The sequence below is a fragment of the Paenibacillus sp. FSL P2-0322 genome (genome assembly GCF_037975315.1).
GTDB lineage: Bacteria > Bacillota > Bacilli > Paenibacillales > Paenibacillaceae > Paenibacillus > Paenibacillus polymyxa_B.
On the sequence record NZ_CP150243.1, the window covers coordinates 1,673,175 to 1,690,976 of the forward strand.

14 protein-coding genes are annotated in these 17,802 nt (G+C 41.0%); 11 read left to right on the forward strand and 3 right to left on the reverse strand.

Annotation, left to right across the window (positions count from 1 at the left end; translation table 11 throughout):
* The first annotated feature begins 22 nt into the window (after window positions 1–22).
* The 7 genes from MKY24_RS07355 to MKY24_RS07385 all read left to right on the forward strand — a co-directional run bounded on the left by MKY24_RS07355 (window position 23) and on the right by MKY24_RS07385 (window position 5,812).
* Entirely contained in the window at window positions 23–736 is a 714-nt protein-coding gene (locus MKY24_RS07355) for an HAD family hydrolase (RefSeq protein ID WP_013309351.1), read from the forward strand.
* A complete protein-coding gene (locus MKY24_RS07360; protein ID WP_053324941.1) occupies window positions 733–1,320 on the forward strand; it encodes a GNAT family N-acetyltransferase in 588 nt (195 codons plus the stop codon). Before MKY24_RS07355 ends, MKY24_RS07360 begins: the two co-directional genes overlap by 4 nt.
* A gap of 223 nt (window positions 1,321–1,543) precedes the next feature.
* Window positions 1,544–2,026, forward strand: a complete 483-nt coding sequence (locus tag MKY24_RS07365; protein ID WP_053324942.1) for a DUF2809 domain-containing protein — start codon at window positions 1,544–1,546, stop codon at window positions 2,024–2,026.
* A gap of 60 nt (window positions 2,027–2,086) precedes the next feature.
* Window positions 2,087–3,298, forward strand: a complete 1,212-nt coding sequence (locus tag MKY24_RS07370; protein WP_053324943.1) for an SGNH/GDSL hydrolase family protein — start codon at window positions 2,087–2,089, stop codon at window positions 3,296–3,298.
* Window positions 3,299–3,413: 115 nt separating this feature from the next.
* Window positions 3,414–4,358: a class I SAM-dependent methyltransferase gene (locus tag MKY24_RS07375; RefSeq protein ID WP_053324944.1), complete on the forward strand. Its 945-nt coding sequence runs from the start codon at window positions 3,414–3,416 to the stop codon at window positions 4,356–4,358.
* Between the two features lie 309 nt (window positions 4,359–4,667).
* On the forward strand, window positions 4,668–5,225 hold the full coding sequence (locus MKY24_RS07380; RefSeq protein WP_023987734.1) for a hypothetical protein: 558 nt from the start codon (window positions 4,668–4,670) through the stop codon (window positions 5,223–5,225).
* 26 nt (window positions 5,226–5,251) lie between these two features.
* A complete protein-coding gene (locus tag MKY24_RS07385) occupies window positions 5,252–5,812 on the forward strand; it encodes a GNAT family N-acetyltransferase (protein ID WP_310167649.1) in 561 nt (186 codons plus the stop codon).
* A gap of 2 nt (window positions 5,813–5,814) precedes the next feature.
* Here MKY24_RS07385 and MKY24_RS07390 read toward each other — a convergent pair whose 3' ends face one another.
* Both MKY24_RS07390 and MKY24_RS07395 read right to left on the reverse strand, forming a co-directional pair.
* On the reverse strand, window positions 5,815–6,156 hold the full coding sequence (locus tag MKY24_RS07390; protein ID WP_053324945.1) for a GIY-YIG nuclease family protein: 342 nt from the start codon (window positions 6,154–6,156) through the stop codon (window positions 5,815–5,817).
* Window positions 6,157–6,311: 155 nt separating this feature from the next.
* Complete coding sequence (locus tag MKY24_RS07395; RefSeq protein WP_339201671.1) at window positions 6,312–7,070, reverse strand: DUF2087 domain-containing protein; 759 nt, start codon at window positions 7,068–7,070, stop codon at window positions 6,312–6,314.
* A gap of 346 nt (window positions 7,071–7,416) precedes the next feature.
* On the opposite strand from MKY24_RS07395, the gene MKY24_RS07400 reads away from it, so the two are divergent.
* From MKY24_RS07400 to MKY24_RS07415, 4 genes are all read left to right on the forward strand, one after another.
* On the forward strand, window positions 7,417–9,447 hold the full coding sequence (locus tag MKY24_RS07400; protein ID WP_245240428.1) for a fibronectin type III domain-containing protein: 2,031 nt from the start codon (window positions 7,417–7,419) through the stop codon (window positions 9,445–9,447).
* Window positions 9,448–9,529: 82 nt separating this feature from the next.
* The gene (locus MKY24_RS07405) at window positions 9,530–15,382 is read left to right on the forward strand and encodes an RHS repeat-associated core domain-containing protein (RefSeq protein WP_256026505.1); all 5,853 of its coding nucleotides are present in this window, start codon (window positions 9,530–9,532) and stop codon (window positions 15,380–15,382) included.
* A gap of 13 nt (window positions 15,383–15,395) precedes the next feature.
* Window positions 15,396–15,953 (forward strand): hypothetical protein, encoded by a 558-nt coding sequence (locus tag MKY24_RS07410; RefSeq protein WP_069080683.1) that lies wholly within the window; start codon window positions 15,396–15,398, stop codon window positions 15,951–15,953.
* Window positions 15,954–16,090: 137 nt separating this feature from the next.
* The gene (locus MKY24_RS07415; protein WP_069080682.1) at window positions 16,091–16,813 is read left to right on the forward strand and encodes a hypothetical protein; all 723 of its coding nucleotides are present in this window, start codon (window positions 16,091–16,093) and stop codon (window positions 16,811–16,813) included.
* Between the two features lie 584 nt (window positions 16,814–17,397).
* Here MKY24_RS07415 and MKY24_RS07420 read toward each other — a convergent pair.
* Window positions 17,398–17,592, reverse strand: a complete 195-nt coding sequence (locus tag MKY24_RS07420; protein WP_256026504.1) for a helix-turn-helix transcriptional regulator — start codon at window positions 17,590–17,592, stop codon at window positions 17,398–17,400.
* Window positions 17,593–17,802: the final 210 nt, after the last annotated feature.

Genomic DNA, 17,802 nt, shown 5'->3' on the forward strand with positions numbered 1-17,802 from the left:
AGATGAAGGAAGGGAGCTATTTATGTCCATAGAAGCGATTATTTTTGATCTGGATAATACTCTTATTCATCGTAAACAGGCGTTTGCGGCATATACAGAGCGCTTTATTGAACGATTTATTGTGGCAGAAGAACCGGCGAGCCGCGCGGCTGTTGTTGAACAGATACGTTTGGCGGATCAAGACGGGTACCGGGATAAGAGGGAACTGTATACCGAGCTGCATGCAGACTTGGAACTGAAAAATCCCGATACGTCAGTACAAGAGATGCTGGGCTTTTGGTATGGTGAATTTCATAAGTTTACGGTGTTGATGGACGGGGCCAAGGAAGTGTTGTCCGAACTGCGGTCGCGTGGCTTGAAGCTGGGTATTATTACCAACGGCTCACTCCGCACGCAGCAAGCGAAAATCGACCGAGTTATGCTGAGGGATTATGTGGATTCTATTATCGTATCGGGCGGCGTCAACATCCAGAAGCCTAATCCTCGAATTTTCGAGTTGGCTCTGAATGAGCTGGACATTGTCGATCCCGGCCATGCCTGTTATGTAGGCGATCACCCGACAAATGATATTCGTGGTGCACAAAGTGCAGGATTGCATACCATCTGGCTGGAAGGCTTTATGACGTGGCAGGAAACAGGCATTGTACCGGACTATCAGATTGGGAGTTTGCGTGAAATTACAGGTTGGCTGGATCGTCGCAGTTATTCAACGAATAAGGAGGAGGGTGCATCATGAGTATGGAGCAGCAACCGAATCCCATTCTCTTATCGTTCCCTGACCAATTCCAGACGGAGCGATTGACCATACGCGCTCCGCAATGGGGGGATGGGGCGGCAGTCAATGAGGCGATGAGAGAGAGTGCGAATGAACTGCGGCCTTGGCTTCCGTTTGCAAGAAATCTTCCTACGGCAGAGGAATCTGAAATCCGTTCGCGCCAAGCCAGACTTAAATTTCTGGATCGGTCTGATATGATGTTGTATATATTTGATACGGTTTCGGGAGAATTTGTAGCCAGCAGCGGTCTGCATCGTATTGATTGGGATGCACGAAGATTTGAAATTGGGTATTGGCTCAGAACATCATGGACCGGAAAAGGCATTATAACAGAGGCGGTGCACGGTATTACGGATTTTGCCATACAGCATTTGCATGCCAATCGGGTGGAGATTCGTTGTGATTCCAGAAACACGCGCAGCGCCAAGGTAGCGGAACGTGCAGGTTTTACACTGGAGGGGATTTTAAGAAACGTCGAGTATGATGAAGAGGGAAGCATGGTACACCAAATGGTTTTTGCCAAGGTGCGTGGTATTGAATTTTAGTATCCTCACACGAACAGTTTGGAAGTTGCTGATACGTTTGTACGATATTACGGAGGCTCATTATGATTAATTATATTATGAAAAATACAGACAAGTTGGTGTGCATACAATATGACATCAGCAAAAGGTTCAGCAATCTTGCAAGCGCTATCCAAGAGAGTATGCTTTACGAATTTCCAGCAGCTTGGCGGAGATGTCCCAGCATTAGGACAGGTGATTTAGCATGAGGAGCGTTCGTAAGAGCGTCATTAGGAAGGCCAATCGGGAAATAAAGGCGAAATTCCGCTGGAAGGCTCGCGCTGCGTACCTAATTGCTGTGCTGGTCACGATTTTGTTGGGTTTGGGAAGCCGAGTTTACTCCTCCCGGTTGCCTGAATTCGTTGCTGATCACTTTGGGGATGCCTTGTGGGCGTGTATGATTTATTTTGGGCTGAGAATGTTGTGGGTGAATCGTCAATTGTCTGTAGCCCTGTGGGGCAGCTTGCTGTTTTGCTTCGCCATTGAGTTCAGCCAGATGTACCAGGCTCCCTGGATTAACCACATTCGGGCAACGACGCTGGGCGGCTTGGTGCTTGGGAAAGGGTTCCTGACCGCGGATCTGATCAGGTACACGGTTGGCATTGTGGTATCTTGGGCGCTGGATCAAGGTTGTCAAAAGCTGGCGGGGAGCAATACACGTAGAGACAATGACAAACCACTCAAATAACCTGAAAAGCGAGGGTTGCGCTTGAAACAAAAGGGAAAGCGTCACAGGTTGTTCGGTAAGATGATTGGATTATGCGCAGGGTTCAGCTTGTTGTTTGCAACCATACTTATCCCAGGGCAGGCACTGGCCGAAAGACAGCTTGCGGTGCCTCTTCGATTTGACTTTGGCCCTGGGAACGTAGCTGACGGCTACACCCAAGTCACTGCCAAGGATGTTTACACGCCTGAGCGAGGCTATGGATTTACCGATCTTTCCAAAGTGAATGAAGAGGATCGTGGTGGAAGTGATGCTATACGCTCAGATTTTGTTCGTGTTCAAGGATCATCATTTGTCGTCAATTTACCACCTGCGGATTACACGCTTTCTCTAATTGCCGGAGATACTGCCGGAAACACAGACATTACGGTTAAAGCCGAGTCCATCGTCAAGGTAGAACCTACTGCCAAAACAGCAGGACAATTTGTCGAGGCTGGATTTGAACTTGCACTCATCGATGGTCAGCTCGAATTGTATTTCTCAGGTAATGAAGCGAAGATTAACGCTTTGGTTATTACTCCAAAGGATGCTCGAACGGCTGGAGAACACCCTTCGGTATACCTTGCGGGAGATTCTACGGTTCAAACCTATAAATCCGCGATGAAGCCTCAGGCGGGCTGGGGGCAAAAGATTGCTCCGTTCTTCACAGATGAGCCTATTTTTGTGAACCGTTCTATTGGTGGACGAAGCACGAAAACCTTTCTGGTACAAGGGCGGTTAGATGATATTTTACGCAATATCCGTCCAGGAGATTATCTGCTCATACAGTTTGGGCATAATGATGCCGCGATCAACAACCAAGAGCGTTATGTTTCACCCGCGGATTACAAAGTTTACTTAAAAACCTACATCCAAGGAGCCATCCAACGCGGTGCAACACCTGTGCTAATTACTCCTGTTGGCCGCCGGGATTATGATGCGGCAAGTGTCTCGTTTCGAATTAGTTTCCCGGAATATGTGCAGGCCATGAAGGAAACAGCATCGGAGACAAATGTTGCACTGGTCGATCTTAGCCGCTTGAGTGTAGCGTACTATGATACACTTGGCCTGGAAGGAACACTCCCGTTATTTTTACATGTGGAGCCAGGGGTGTATCCTGCATTTCCTGATGGAGTGAAGGATGATACACATTTTCAGGAATACGGTGCGGAGCAAATAGCTCGGCTGGTAGCTCAGGGAATACGTGAGTTGAATATTCCTTTATCCTCTTATGTACAGGCGGAAGATTCGCAATAAAACATTATTTCCATAGTCATGGTATACTTAGAAAATAAGCTGGCCCTACCCAAAGATAGCATTGCTTAGGCTTGGGTAGGGCTTTAATGTTCTGGATCTTAAGGAGGAAGCGAGAATGACAGTCGCTCAACTTCATAATCTTATTAACGATCAACTCCTGTACAATCAGCATCGGAGTTTATTTTATATGCGCGAGGGTTCTGTTCTGTTAGGACCTTCAACGGAAATGACGTACTGGCTGACGCAGAGAAGCTCGGAACTGATCCTCATGCTTCAAAGCTTGAAGCGCCAGCATACGTATAATGCTTTTGTGACGGATGTAGCGGCTAAAATACTGTCCCAGTTTGTAATTACCAATCAGTATCTACATTTTCACACAGATCATGCGAGGGAGCTTACGGAGCTGTATGATCGACTTTTCACCCGGATTGAAAAGTTGTTCCAGAAGAAATTCATAGATAGAGCAACCCTGGACTTGCTGCTCCAGCAGCATTACGGGCATTTGAGAGATTTTTTAACTCGTACCAATGGACGTGAAATGTTTGCTAAGTATGCAGAGTGTGAGTATACCTTTTGGATACCTTGTGAGGAGTATACGCCAGAGTTGCAAGCCAATCTACTGGGATTGGACATTGCTCGTTTGCAAGAGCCTGTTCTAGACGTGGGTTGCGGATCTGAGGCACGGTTAGTTACTTATTTACGTGCCTGTGGAATTGAGGCTTACGGAACAGATCGGTTGGCTGAAACAGAAGGTTGTGTCACTCAAGGAGATTGGTTAGAGATCACCTTTGGAGAACGTGCATGGGGGACGATCATTTCACATATGGCATTCTCCAATCATTTTATACATCATCATCTGAAGGCAGATGGTAATATTCATGAATATGCTCGCAAATATATGGAATTGCTTAGAGCCATTCGGCCAGGAGGGAGTTTTATTTACAGTCCGTGCCTTCCGTTTATGGAAGAGCTTTTGGATGCCCGAAGGGGTTATCAAGTAGAGTATATCCAGTCATCTGAAGGTTACAGGGCCACGAAAATAACGCGTATACATTCATAAGCGCGAGTAGTAGTCTATTCATTTGTCAGATTCATTCTTGGAATGGTAGTATAAGGATAGATATTACTCTATTTGGGATTCTGTTAATGATAGAGATTCTCATGACGCTAATTTGACACCATTAGAGGATGATCATTAGCAGCATGGCTGCCATGAATAATAATGATTAGCCTACGGATAACGGAATTTTCAGGAAAGATTAAACCATATTTTCCTAAAAGCCGATATATGGGAATGAGGCGAGAACATACTGTTATTATACCCGCCCGAAAATGGATGTATATAATTTGGGTTAGGAGAGTAGAAGAAGTGTCAGATCTGTATACGAAAAAAGAAGTAGAAGATTATGTAACGAACGTGGTTTTCGAACGACCTTTAGGTGTAAGCATTTCAGCCATTTTATTGATCTTTAATGGAGCACTTCTGTTGGTGACCCAGCTATTGACGCTTAATGCATTAAATGAGGCTTCTACGTTAGTAGGCATTTGTAGGGGCATGTTTCAAGGGTTTATCGCGTTACTCGGTTTGGCAGGGACGACTGCCGGTGTCGGCATGTTATTTGGTAAGAAGTGGGCTTGGTGGCTGGCAGTATTTTATTTTACATATGAGACCATGCGTTATACGTGTGCAATTCTGTTTATTCCGGATGTCCCTCCAACGTTGGGCGGTGTACAGCTAAACCCTGCTCTATACTACGTAAAATATGGTATGCGTATTATTTGGAATTTGTTGTTTACGTTGTTCATGTGTCGTAGTAAAGTGACTGTTTTTTTTCAAACAAGTGAAAGCAACAAGTGGAGAGCATGTATTGTATTATTCTTCATAAATGGAGTGATGGTTGGGATTGGCTGGTGGCTGATAAGATAGGTTCTTCGATGTGAAGGAGATGGATAATGTCAATGGAAACGTTTCCGATTTTAGAAACCGATAGGCTTCGTTTAAGACAGCTTACAGTAGGGGATGCGGAGGATGTGTTCGGCTATTTCTCCAAGGATGAGGTCACACAATATTATGACTTGGAAAGCTTTACAGAGGTAGAGCAAGCCGAAAAATTTATTCGTTCGATGCTAACCAGATATGAGAAGCAAGAGGGCTTTCGTTGGGGGATTACGTTAAAAAAAGCTCCTGAGCGGATCGTGGGTACAATTGGATTTCATAACTGGCAGAAGAAGCACTCCCGTATTGAAATCGGCTATGAGCTGGCACCGGAATATTGGCGGCAAGGTCTGATGACGGAGGCGATGAAGGTGGTCGTGGATTATGGCTTTCATTTGCCGCAGGTTCACCGTATAGAAGCCTTCATTGATCCAGATAACGAAGGCTCCAAACGGCTGCTACTCAAAAGTGGCTTTACTAAAGAGGGTCACCTGAGAGACTATTTTTATGAAAAAGGTCAATTTGTCGACGCTGTTATTTTTGGATACCTTCGGGAAGAGCATCCCGTGGATCGGTAAGTTTACAAATACCCTTTGTCCCCGTAAGGCTGGAGTCGATCAAGCCAGGTCTGCTCCAGCTTTGCTAGTGCATCTTTGACATCAAAGAACGCTGAGTCCTTTTTCTTCAAAACGTCCAGCACTTCAAATTCAAACGAATCTTCGCCATACTCATTCCATTCCTGTTGTAGTTGTTTATTCTTAAATCCACCCATGTTCAGCTCAAAACGCCGTCCATTCAGCGACTTTAAATTCAGCGTGGAAGAGACGAAAATTTTCCCATTACGTGTATTTCGAATGCAATAGATTCCTGCCTCTGTCTTCATCTCCATGTACTGCTGCACCAATTCTTTTCTTCGATTCATTGTCGAATCCTCCTATTTGAGCATTTTGCATAAATCCCAAGAGCATTTTCAAATCAGCAATGTATAGATCGAAACGATTTAGTTCGTCTATATATTGTACCTACGAGCGTTGGGAATCGAATTATGCAAATTGCTGATTTCATAAACGTTGAGATTCAAGATTCCTTCAACCAATATTCACTGCCATCCGGCTTACGATCCAATAGATTGTATTCAATCATATATCTTCGCACCGTGACATAATCGTCATATACTTCCTGTAAAATCGCATTGATATCTTTCTCAAGATATATTTGTCCCTTTACAAAACGGTCCGCAATTTCACGCAGCACAATCAGCTTGTGCTTTTCTTGCATTTTAAAGGTTTTCAGGCGTCCGTCCGTACCATTCGGAAAATACTTCGTGAGTACCTTTTGCCGCTCGTTTTCCGTAATGTTGTAGCGTTCGTCCACCATCCGTGCTCCTATGGGTACTTCTACAATGGCGGGAGCGTGGCGGTCCTTCTCCTTTAGCAGCTCCATTAATGTGAGAAATACCTTGGCCTGCCGTTCTTTTTCTTTGAGACCAAAGCGATGATTACGTATGGTGGATGCGCTACCGATTCCAGTTTCCTTTTGAATATCCGCATCGCCCATGCCTTGATAAAATAACTGAAGCAACCGATTCTGATGATCCGTCAGTCCAGTCAGCTTTTTGTCCAGACCGATCAAATAGTCAAAGACCGAACCGTACGTCCGCTCAATATGAAGGCGCATGTACCTCTCGGCGTCATAAAATACCCCTTGATCCTGATATATAATGCCTTGCTCATATGGCTGTCCGTCCAACAGGCAAATGACCTGCTCTCCTTGACGAATATATCCACGCTTCAGTTCTTCGATACCAGCATTCCAGAATAGTTCGGAATGATCCATTTTAGCAAACACCTCAATTAAATGATGATTATTTTATAGACAATATAACATTTTGTTTATTTTAAATCAATAAGTGGGATGATTCTTAAAGTATACTGGATATTCAAATTCATATAATGTTTAAAAAAGGATGTTATTGTTTTAAACATAATTTATGGCAATTTAAAAATATTTATATATTTTTCTTTATTTCGACAATCTTCGCTATATACAAATTTAATACGACATTGTTATCATATGTAAATCAAAATACATTTTTCTGAAAGAGGGCGAAATATGATTGAATTATAAATTATTTTTAATTTTAGTATTCTTCTAACTAGCCATTATCACTATATGCAGGAGGATGATTTTAAAAATGCAATTTTTTTTAAACGAAATGAGGCAGCGAGGGAAAGGAAAGAATGCTAAACAATTCTTTTTAATCATGCTTTGCTTATTTGTTTTTTTATCTCCGTGGAGCGTAGCTGTGTTTCCTCAAACAGTAGTGTCAGCAGCATTTACGGGTGGAATACCAGATCTGTATCCACCACCAGACAGAGGAGGATCAATTGGGCCTCCTGAAGAAAAGCCAACGCCTTCAGAACCATCGTCTACACATGAAACTGTAACGTTATCGGATGGTTCGATTGTACATGTACAGGCGAATTCTTATTACATAAGCCTGACTCGCAACAATGTCGTCATCTATTTTAAGGATCTTGGGGCCGCATTATCAGCTAAACTTTACAGTGCTTCTGCATCTTCCAATAACGCCATAACAGTCTATTACTTTTACATTAATGAGAATAATGGAGCCAAATCCTCGGGAAGTTTTACATACTCAGGAATTGTCTTAACCACTCCAGCCAGTCCACACATAAGTTCCAATATTACAGGGATGACGAATCAAAATGTTCTTATCCAATTGGATAGTGTACCTGCTAATTCTAAAAGCGAGTACAAAATCGGTGTGAACGGTCCGTGGACTCCATATAGTAATCCATTTCAGGTGTCTGAAAACACTACTATTTTTGCTCGTTATACAGATAAATACGGAAACCTCAGCACTGAGAATTCATTGGTGATTAGCAACATTGATAAAACACCACCTGCCCCACCGTCATTTAGTAATAGCCCTCCGAATGAAGTAGCAAATAATATCAGAGTGACAATCAACTATCCTACTGATGCAGCGAGAAGGGAATACCGTGTCAATCAAAGCGAATGGAAGGTGTATAACTCTCCCATTGATGTCAATGAATATGGAACGCGAATACAGGCACGCGCAACAGATAGTGCCGGAAATGTGTCGCAAGTTACGGAATCGGTAATAAATTTGATTAATAGAACGCCAGTAACGATTAAGGGCATTCCAGCTACCACGATTGAAATGGATGAGGGAGCCTCAAATAAAGATTTATCCGAATATTTTACAGACCCTGACCAGCAGCAGCTTCAATATTCGGGTACAAATTCCAACTCAGTCGTAGTCATCCACCAATTGGTCAAGGACTCAAGGGGGAATACCTCACTACTGAATTTGCAGCCCCAAAGTTCGGGAGAATCGACGATAACCATAACAGCTACAGACCCGTTAGGTAAGTCTGTATCGCAGAATTTTGTTGTAAAAGTTTTGGATACCAAATATATAGAACAATTGGCCAAAGCTGAAGCAGCGGTGGCACAAGCAGAGACAACCCAATTACAGACGGATGTAAATACAGCTATAGAGTTAATAAACAAACTTCGTGATCAGGACAAGGGCAAGCTTGTTGAAAGAGTAGTAGCAATACAAAAAATCATTGATACAAAAGCTGCCTATACTGAGCAATTGGCGATAGCTACGCACGCAGTTGAAAAAGCGGAAGCTTCAAAATTACAAACTGAGATTAATATGGCCCGAGCTCTAGTAATAAATCTCAATGATGCAGACAAACAACAGCTTAACGACCGATTAGATCATATACCAGCTATTGATGATTTGCCTAAGGATATAACAAGTCCTTCCAAACCTAAGAAATTAGTAGGCTCCAGACCTACGCCGAACAGCATTGTTTTAACCTGGGAAGCATCTACAGATGATGTTGGAGTCGTTGGCTACGATGTTTATCGTGATGGTCAAATGATAGGCAATACCAAGGAATTAACCTTTCAAGTAAACCAGCTAGAGCCTCAGAAAATTTACAGGTTTGCAGTAAAAGCCAAGGATGCGGCTGGTAACTATTCGGAATTTAGCAATAGTGCTAAAAGCGGCTTATCCAGAAAGTATAAATATATTTATGACGCTAATGGAAGGCTTGAGCATATCGAACAGGAGGGTCAGGTTGTTTTCCAATATCAATATGACTCTAATGGTAACCTGATAAAGATTATAAAAGTGAGCAGCTCCAAATAAATGATAAGTAATTTAATTTAAAGTCGGGAATGGAGAGAAGAACTTGCGATTTAGAACAGTAAGACGTCATATAGCGATAATCATGATTATTACATTTATTTTTGGCACAATTAGCGGCCTTGTTCCTCCAAATGTATTCGGTGCAGGGAAGGACAATTCGCAATATTCGGCGGATCAAATGGCTGCCCGATTTGGAGTCACATCATCTTTTCTTTCGGAACAGTTAAAGAAAGGTTATTCATTAAATCAAATTTATACAGCGTTATATATGGCTGAACAGGATCATATAAGCTACGATCAGGCAGTAGCTTCGTTATTTCCTTCAGAGGAAAACCAATCACAGACTGTAACAAGTGACGTATATAATAAGCTATCGGATGCTCCACTAGATAACCTGATTTCTCATAGTGTTACAGATGATGTTTATCCAACTGATGATTCTGTTCCTACGAACAAAGTCACTGAAGATGTATATAAGACGGATTTCCTGAAACTAAATCTCATGGCGAATGTGCCACAGCTTCCACCTATTAGAGAGGAAGCGCCCGTTTACAATAAATCTTCCTTTAATGAAGCACCTTATTCTGTTGGCGACGATAAAGAATCAATATCCACTTTATCAGGTAGCTTATCGCTGCAAAACACAGATTTAACTCTGCCTGGACGAAACGGACTGGGCTTTTCTTTGACGCGTCAATATGATACAAATCGTGCTCAATTTTTTGACAAAGGCGCTGAAATTGTTGACAACAGTGCTGCTGTGCAAAATTATTATGTCTACTTTAAGGCGATGATGAAACCTGTTACCAAGTCGTACAAGGTAGCCTATCAGCAAAAAAGATGGGTGCAAGAGGACACAGACGGTGATGGGAATGTTGATGTGAATACCTATAATCTTCAGCCGGAAACCAAAGTTATAGGCACATACACAACTTATGAAGCTGCTAGTCAAGCAGCGGGACAAAAAATAACCTATACTACAGCTCCAGAGTCCAGAGTAGAAAAGGACTCTCAAACGGGAAAATGGGAGAAGGCTTTTCCTGATTCAATAAAGTACAGCAAAGATGGATTTACGGGAACCTTAAACAAAGATGGTCAAGCCAGAGTCATCAAGGGATCTTATACAGGTCCTAGTTCTAAAAATATATTCTGGGAACAATGCAGCGTTATGAATACATTCTACTATGATAGTGCTGGTAACGCTTCGCGATACTTTCCAGGTAGCCCGGCATGTGGAGACTCTAAAATGCATTATGACAGGGATTCATATGTAGGGGATTTAAGTTTATCATCTATGCTGGTTTATCCAAGATGCCCCAGTTACGCTCCTGGTAGAGTAATGTGTACCGAATCAGGAACGGCGTATTATTCAGGAACAGTGTTCAATCAGGGAACTGCTGATACCCGAGAATGGAGGCAAGATTATAGCGGAACTGTTACCAAGCCCGGTTATACTAGCGATATTGGTTATAGCGAGTGGACAAGTAATGGAAAAGGTGGAAGGACAAGAACGGCCTTTACCATGGAAGGATCGCCGCAAATTGAAACGATTGTCTCAGAGGGTCTCGAAACGGCTGTTCGCCGACAGACAGCACTATTTACAACTATTGCTGAGGCTGAACATTACAGGGATTTAATTAACAGCAATCCTCAGACTGAAATTCCGAGTGACGATGGGAATAAATATTATATTGCAGCAGATGCGGATGCTACCGTTTTTGCCGAGATTGTAGCCTATCAACCTTCATTTATCTTTCAAAACCGTACCTATCCTGCCTTAGAAGATCAATTGAATCCTCTTGGCAAGGGGTGGTCCTGGAATTTACCTTATGTAGAAACCAAAGAGGGCAAGCAGTACATACACTTGGGGGATGGTGGCAGCTATGAAATTGAGGGTGACCAGCTCAAAGGTTACGACTGGAAGGGACTGAGCTTCACTCCTGATACTTCAGTAACAGTTAATGGAGAAAATTCATCATATGCATTAACTTCTGTGGATGGAACGAAAAAACAATATTTCTCCAAAGATGGGCAGTTGCTGCAAATTGAAGATGCATACCATAACACGATAAAGTTCAATTATGAACTCAATGCTACTTATAAACGCAAATTGCTTAGTAAGGTAGAAGACGCGATCGGCAACTCGATTGATATTCAATATACGGCTTCAGACGTTACTTTGTCTAAAGGAAACCGCACAGTTGTCTATCATAAACATACAGAACAAGGTGTTGAATTACTGGATTCAGTTACAGATGCCGAAGGCAGAAAAACGACATATTCCTATACATTGGCACCTGCCAAGTTTAATTTGAGTGCGTCACATCCAGAAAGACAAATCTCTAATCCGTACGCTTTGTTAACCAAAGTATTTCATCCTACTGGAGCCTCTACTTTGTATACTTACGAAGACCAGCCAGTAAAACGCTATATTGGCTCCAATTCGGTAAACGAGGCATATCGAGCGGTCTCACGTGTAGATCAAATCACATATCAAAATAATCAAACGGAAAACTATAATCAGGAAACGATTCATTATAATTCTGATATGGGTGAGAGCTACGTGAAAGATACTTCGTTCTCTACTGTAACAGACAATGGATTAGTTCGTTCGACCTTCAATTATACTAAAAAGTTTATTAGTGCAGACACGCCACCACAGTATTACCTGGATCAATCTGTGGTTAAAGCAGGAGATTCTGAAAAGAGCACAGCTTATCAATACGGTAAGCAGGTGACAGGCAAAGCCTATACCGTACCTGTTCCAACGCGTACCTCGTCCAGCAATAATCAAAATGGAGACGTTTTGACAACTGCTGCTGAATATGATGATTACGGTAATATGACAAGCTCAGTGGATGAAAAAGGTTCACAAACTGCGTATACGTATGACGACAAGCATAGGATTAAAACCATTACAGAACCGATTGATTCTAACAGCACTGGAGTTACAGAGTACACTCGAAACCCACAAGGGAAAGTAACACAGGTCGTCGTCGCCAAGGATCATTCCGGGGGAGAATTACTACAAAAAGTAAATTATTCGGGTATTGATGCTTACGGAAATACAACCGTTCAGACGATTGCGAATGGTAATAAGTCCGTGACTACAACAACGGAATACAGCGGTGGCTACGATCATGCTTTTCCAACGAAACAAAGTGTGGAGGTTACAAATATTGATGGAGAAAAATCTACGGTAACCATTCAGTCAGATTATGATAAGTCAACTGGTTTAATCACTTCCTCGCTGGATGGGAAAGGTCAGAAAACTGAGTATCAATACGATGCTCTTGACCGCGTAAAGGCTGTAACTTATCCGGACGGTAAAAGTATCCATGTAGCCTACGATGATCTCGAGAACACCGTAACGGTTACGAATGAGCTGGGGATACGAACAAAAACACGTTACAATGCTTTAGGCTGGAATATCGAGTCGGGGCTGTATGAAGGTAACGATTACGTAATTAAGTCCAAATCAGCTTATGACGCTAACGGAAGATTAGTGTCCAGTGAAGATGCACTTGGGCATCTGACACGATATGGCTATGACGCTTGGAGCCGTACAACCTCGACAGCCTATGCGGACGGTTCAGAAGCAGGAGTTAAGTATGATGATGCTCTACGTCAAGTAACTCAGCGAGATGGTGAGCTTAATGAACAAATTCAAATCTACGATAAATGGAACCGTCTGGTGCAAAATAAAGAAAAATCAGCAATGGACGGTAACGAGAAAATAACTTCCAAGATAGAGTATGATGCTGTCAACGACCAGATTTTAAAACAAACCGATGCCAATGGTAATGAGACTCAATTTTCATATAATGCCTTGGGTGACCAAACATCTGTGACGGAGCCCAACGGTGAAACGACGAAGTACACTTACGATATGCTGGGCAATCTCACTCAGATCACATATCCGGATGGTCATGCCAAGGTGAAGGCGTATGATGAATTGGGTAGAGTGATTCAAACCAAGGATGAGAAAAACCAGGTAGAGAAGCGTTATTTTGATACCAATGGGAACTTATCCAAGAAAACAGATCGCAACGGGAACGTCACTTCATTTGAATACGATAGCCGTAATCGCTTGAAGTCGCGTATAGGAAAAGATGAGACGGTCAGCTACGTATATGATGCTGCGGGCAAACGCCTAAGCATGACAGATCAGACGGGTACAACATCCTATGCATATGATCCGTATACGGAGCAATTAGATACCTTGTCTTACCCGGATGGTCTAAAGCTCTCCAATCAGTATGATGCTAATGGGAATCGAGCTGAAATGACAGGACCATTTGGCGAGCAAGTAAACTACACGTATGATCAATTGAACAGATTGAAAACTGTAGGCAATATAAAAGATAAGCCTGTTTCGGAATATTCCTATACCAAAAATGGATTGCTGGATTCAACAGTATCTGCAAATGGTTATCGCCAGCAAAACAAATATAATGGGATTGAGTTAGTTGAATTAAAGCACACACGATCTGATGCGGAAACGAACAGCTTTCAATATAGCTACGATCCAGGTAAGAATATTACGAAACGTACTCAAAATGGTGTAGAGGATACCTTTACTTACGATAAGCTGAATCGGATTGCTACCTCCACCGAAAATCAGGATGCTTATTCGTATGATGCCAGAGGGAATCGTCTTACGATGGAAACGGAGAGACCTCCTCACACTAAGCAACGTGAGAACAGCTTTGACGATCAGAACCGTTTGACTCAAGTCAAGGTTGACGGAAAACTCGTAGAGTACCGATACAACGGGGATGGATTGCTGACAGACCGTATACAGGATGGCGCTCATACCCGATACTACTACGATGGAAACAGTGCCCAAATCATAGCAGAGGCTACGATTGAAAATGGAAAACCTGTTTTAAAAGCCAATTATATTCGCGGTCTGAAATTAGAGGCTATAGCCTATGCGGATCAAACAGAAGCCTATCCCGTCTATAATGGTCACGGAGATATTATTGAAATCAGAGATTCATCTGGAGCCTTGCTGAATCAATATCAATATGATATCTGGGGCAATGAAGAGGTCAAGGAAGAGAAAGTTCACAATCCATTCCGTTACTCTGGCGAATTATGGGATGATACAACGGAATTACAATACCTGCGCGCTAGATGGTATGATCCTGATAGTGGAAGGTTTATTAATGAGGATCTATATGAAGGAGAAACAGAAAAACCATTAAGTTTAAATTTGTATACCTATGTAACAAATAACCCGCTAATATTTACTGATCCAAGTGGACAAGACCATGTATTTAGTCAAAATTATTACAATTATCTTATGCATGTTATGGAACACGGATCAAAAGGTAACTCTCAATGGGCGAATGCTCGATTAGATGAAGAAAGATATTATGTCGATCCGAATAACTCCAAAGATATAGTGTCGTATAATGAATTAATTCGTGCTGATGCAAATGCAAGAGAAGATTATACTTCTGAGTTTATTATGGATACCATAATTAGTGCCGGTGTAGATGGTTTCATTATTAAAGGTGGAACCTCCATAGGTAAATCGCTTGTATCAAGAGTCTCACGTTTATTTACTAAACAAACAGCAATTGAACTAGGCTTTGAAGGAGGAAAGGCTGGTGAACAGTATTTAGCAAAATCACTTGCCTCCAATCAAACGCAAGTATTTTTTAGCACGTCACTAGGAAGACGATATATCGATGTCATGAAGGATGGGATAGCTCATGAAAGTAAAGTCGGATACACATCACTGACTTCATTTGCAAAAAAACAGATTCAAAAAGATATAGAGCTTATTCAGACGAGAAAAATTAAGGGAGCAGTTTGGCATTTTTATAAGAGTGGCATTACGGGGAAAGTAGGAGCAACTAAACCTTTGTTAGACATGCTCGATGCAAACGGTATTAAATATATAATTGAGAAGGTATATAAATAGGAGGCCAAGTAAAATGGACTATAAATTAATGCAACCACCTTTTGAGATGAAAGAATACTCAGAAATGAATAAAAAAGAAGCGAAAGAACATTTTGATTGGTTTAAACAACAAATACCTTCGCGTTTAGAGCAACTTGGTGCATTTTCACAGATACATCTGGATTATAGTGATCGTTCGCTTATAGATATTTGGGATTGGTATCTAGCAAATGTACAGATTCAGAATAAAAGTACATCAGAATTAAAAGAGGAGTATTCAAAATCTTCTAAATGGATGAAAGAATATATTAATGACAAAAAGGTTAGTACCCAATCCAAAGCTTTTACACTAGACATCGGAATTTATTTAGGGGAAGTTGTAAAAAGTAATCATAGTGGGTTGGACTGGGGTATTATTTTTAAACCAAAGTCTTATATTAGCGTAAATCGCCCTGTTATCACTGGTTTGACTAGGCAAAAAGATATGGATGTGATCATGATCGTAACGAATGAAATGTATCTGGTTTTAGACGGTGAGCGTAATCCTAATGCTCTATTCGACATTTATCAGACGTGGGAGAAATATATTTAAAATAGTAAGATTTTTTATAAATAATATAACGAAAATTGCAAAAATTATATTAACCACATGTAAAAACCTCTTACATGTGGTTTCTTTTTTGAAGCTTAGTCCAACAAGTACTAATGATTTTCTAAGGAGAATGTTGTATGAAAATATCAAAGATTATTAAACAAACCATCGGGAAGAAATTGGCTGCTTTAAACTTTGCTTATGAGCATTTAAATAATACTTGGTTTTTTACAAGAGTAGTCAATGGATTTAAGGAAACAATCCAAATCGATAAAAGTTATTGGACAGAGAATGCAATACGCATTACTTTTATGACTGAGTCCGAATCAGTTAATAGTTTTTTTTTCATTGATGGATCAGAGATGGAGAAATTTCATTATTATGAGGATGAAGAGTCATTACGAGATATATTTATCACCCTAGAAAAGATTATTGATCAGTGTGCTCTAAAATGGTTTGAAGAGAATGTGCCTAAAGATACGCTTCCTCCTGCTAACTTTTTAGATAAAGGATGGTTTGAGAAGCTACAGAAATTTGTCGAGGTAAATAATCTGAACTTTAAAGATGAAAATTCATTAAAAACCATCGAAGCTTTGCTAAGTTCAGAACCGACGGAGGAAAACGTTCTGTTATCAAGCTATTTCTTAGGAGAATTTTTTATCCATACGTTAGACGGTGAGTGGTATTACGATCAAAATTATGGTCCTTCTATTAAAAATATAGGTGGAATTAGTAATTTTAATAGAGAACCTTATCAAATCTCTAACAGTTTTGCTTCTAATCCTCAAAATAACTCAATTATTAATCACTATCAGGCCCTTGCTGGAACTGTAAAGAATCTTCAAGGTAATAGGAAATAATAATGTTAATTGAGAGCAAAAACATGTTCCGATTTTATTATTCGGTCTAAGATGATTCTTTAATAGTGAGTTTGCACTCCAACCACATGGAATAATTCTGTGTGGTTTTTCTTTTCTATGGGTTTAAGAGGAGTTGTGATACTGTATCGACTGTACAAGTTTATACAGGATAAAAAAGGAGTGAAAGGAGGGAAATATATAAGTGAACTATAAATTAATGCAACCACCTTTTGTCATGAAAGAATACTCTGAAATGAGTAGGAGAGACTGTAAAAAATTAATCACAGTGGGTTGGATTGGGGAGTTATTTTTAAACCAAAGGTCTTATATTAGCGTTAATCGCCCAGTTATTATTGGATTCAGGAACAAGAAATGGATGTGAGCAGGATTGCATCGAATAAAATGTTTGCAGTATTAAAGGGAAAACGTAACCCTAATGCTTTATTTGACATTTATCATACATGGGAAGAGTTTATTTGAAATCACGGATAGGAAGGGATTACGATGTTCGAATCTAATTGAGTGGGAAGATCGGTAAAAAAGCATTTTAAATATTATATAAAGAACTGAGAGCCGTAAGCAAGTTAACGGCTCTCTTCTTCGTCTTCTGGCAAGTATTCGATCAGTTCACCAGGGAGTACGCCAAGGGTTCTACAAAGTGTATTCAAGGTTGGAAAGTCAATTCGGGCGTTTGCGTTGGAGGCCAAAGCTTTAACCGTGTTCCTATTAATTCCCGTAATAGAAACAATATCTTTCTGTTCTAGTCCACGGTCTTTCATAATTTTATCAAGAGAAAATCTAATCACAACAATTCCTCCAAAAGTAATCAAGTAAACTAGTTGACAAGTGTAGGTTAGGGATATATATTTGTAAATAAGTAATCTAGTTAACAAGATTATAAGTAAACTAATTTAATGCCTTCATAGTATCAAAATGCTTTAAATTTAGCAACAGTCACTATTTTGATAATCCTAAAACAATTAATGCGA

Excerpts from the sequence above, each read along its gene's own strand:
- MKY24_RS07400 (WP_245240428.1), top strand. The coding sequence starts at position 7,417 with ATGATTTTAAAAATGCAATTTTTTTTAAACGAAATGAGGCAGCGAGGG.
- MKY24_RS07375 (WP_053324944.1), top strand. The coding sequence starts at position 3,414 with ATGACAGTCGCTCAACTTCATAATCTTATTAACGATCAACTCCTGTAC.
- MKY24_RS07360 (WP_053324941.1), top strand. The coding sequence starts at position 733 with ATGAGTATGGAGCAGCAACCGAATCCCATTCTCTTATCGTTCCCTGAC.
- MKY24_RS07420 (WP_256026504.1), bottom strand. The coding sequence starts at position 17,592 with ATGAAAGACCGTGGACTAGAACAGAAAGATATTGTTTCTATTACGGGA.
- MKY24_RS07370 (WP_053324943.1), top strand. The coding sequence starts at position 2,087 with ATGATTGGATTATGCGCAGGGTTCAGCTTGTTGTTTGCAACCATACTT.
- MKY24_RS07365 (WP_053324942.1), top strand. The coding sequence starts at position 1,544 with ATGAGGAGCGTTCGTAAGAGCGTCATTAGGAAGGCCAATCGGGAAATA.
- MKY24_RS07385 (WP_310167649.1), top strand. The coding sequence starts at position 5,252 with ATGTCAATGGAAACGTTTCCGATTTTAGAAACCGATAGGCTTCGTTTA.
- MKY24_RS07410 (WP_069080683.1), top strand. The coding sequence starts at position 15,396 with ATGGACTATAAATTAATGCAACCACCTTTTGAGATGAAAGAATACTCA.
- MKY24_RS07390 (WP_053324945.1), bottom strand. The coding sequence starts at position 6,156 with ATGAATCGAAGAAAAGAATTGGTGCAGCAGTACATGGAGATGAAGACA.
- MKY24_RS07395 (WP_339201671.1), bottom strand. The coding sequence starts at position 7,070 with ATGGATCATTCCGAACTATTCTGGAATGCTGGTATCGAAGAACTGAAG.
- MKY24_RS07405 (WP_256026505.1), top strand. The coding sequence starts at position 9,530 with ATGATTATTACATTTATTTTTGGCACAATTAGCGGCCTTGTTCCTCCA.
- MKY24_RS07415 (WP_069080682.1), top strand. The coding sequence starts at position 16,091 with ATGAAAATATCAAAGATTATTAAACAAACCATCGGGAAGAAATTGGCT.
- MKY24_RS07355 (WP_013309351.1), top strand. The coding sequence starts at position 23 with ATGTCCATAGAAGCGATTATTTTTGATCTGGATAATACTCTTATTCAT.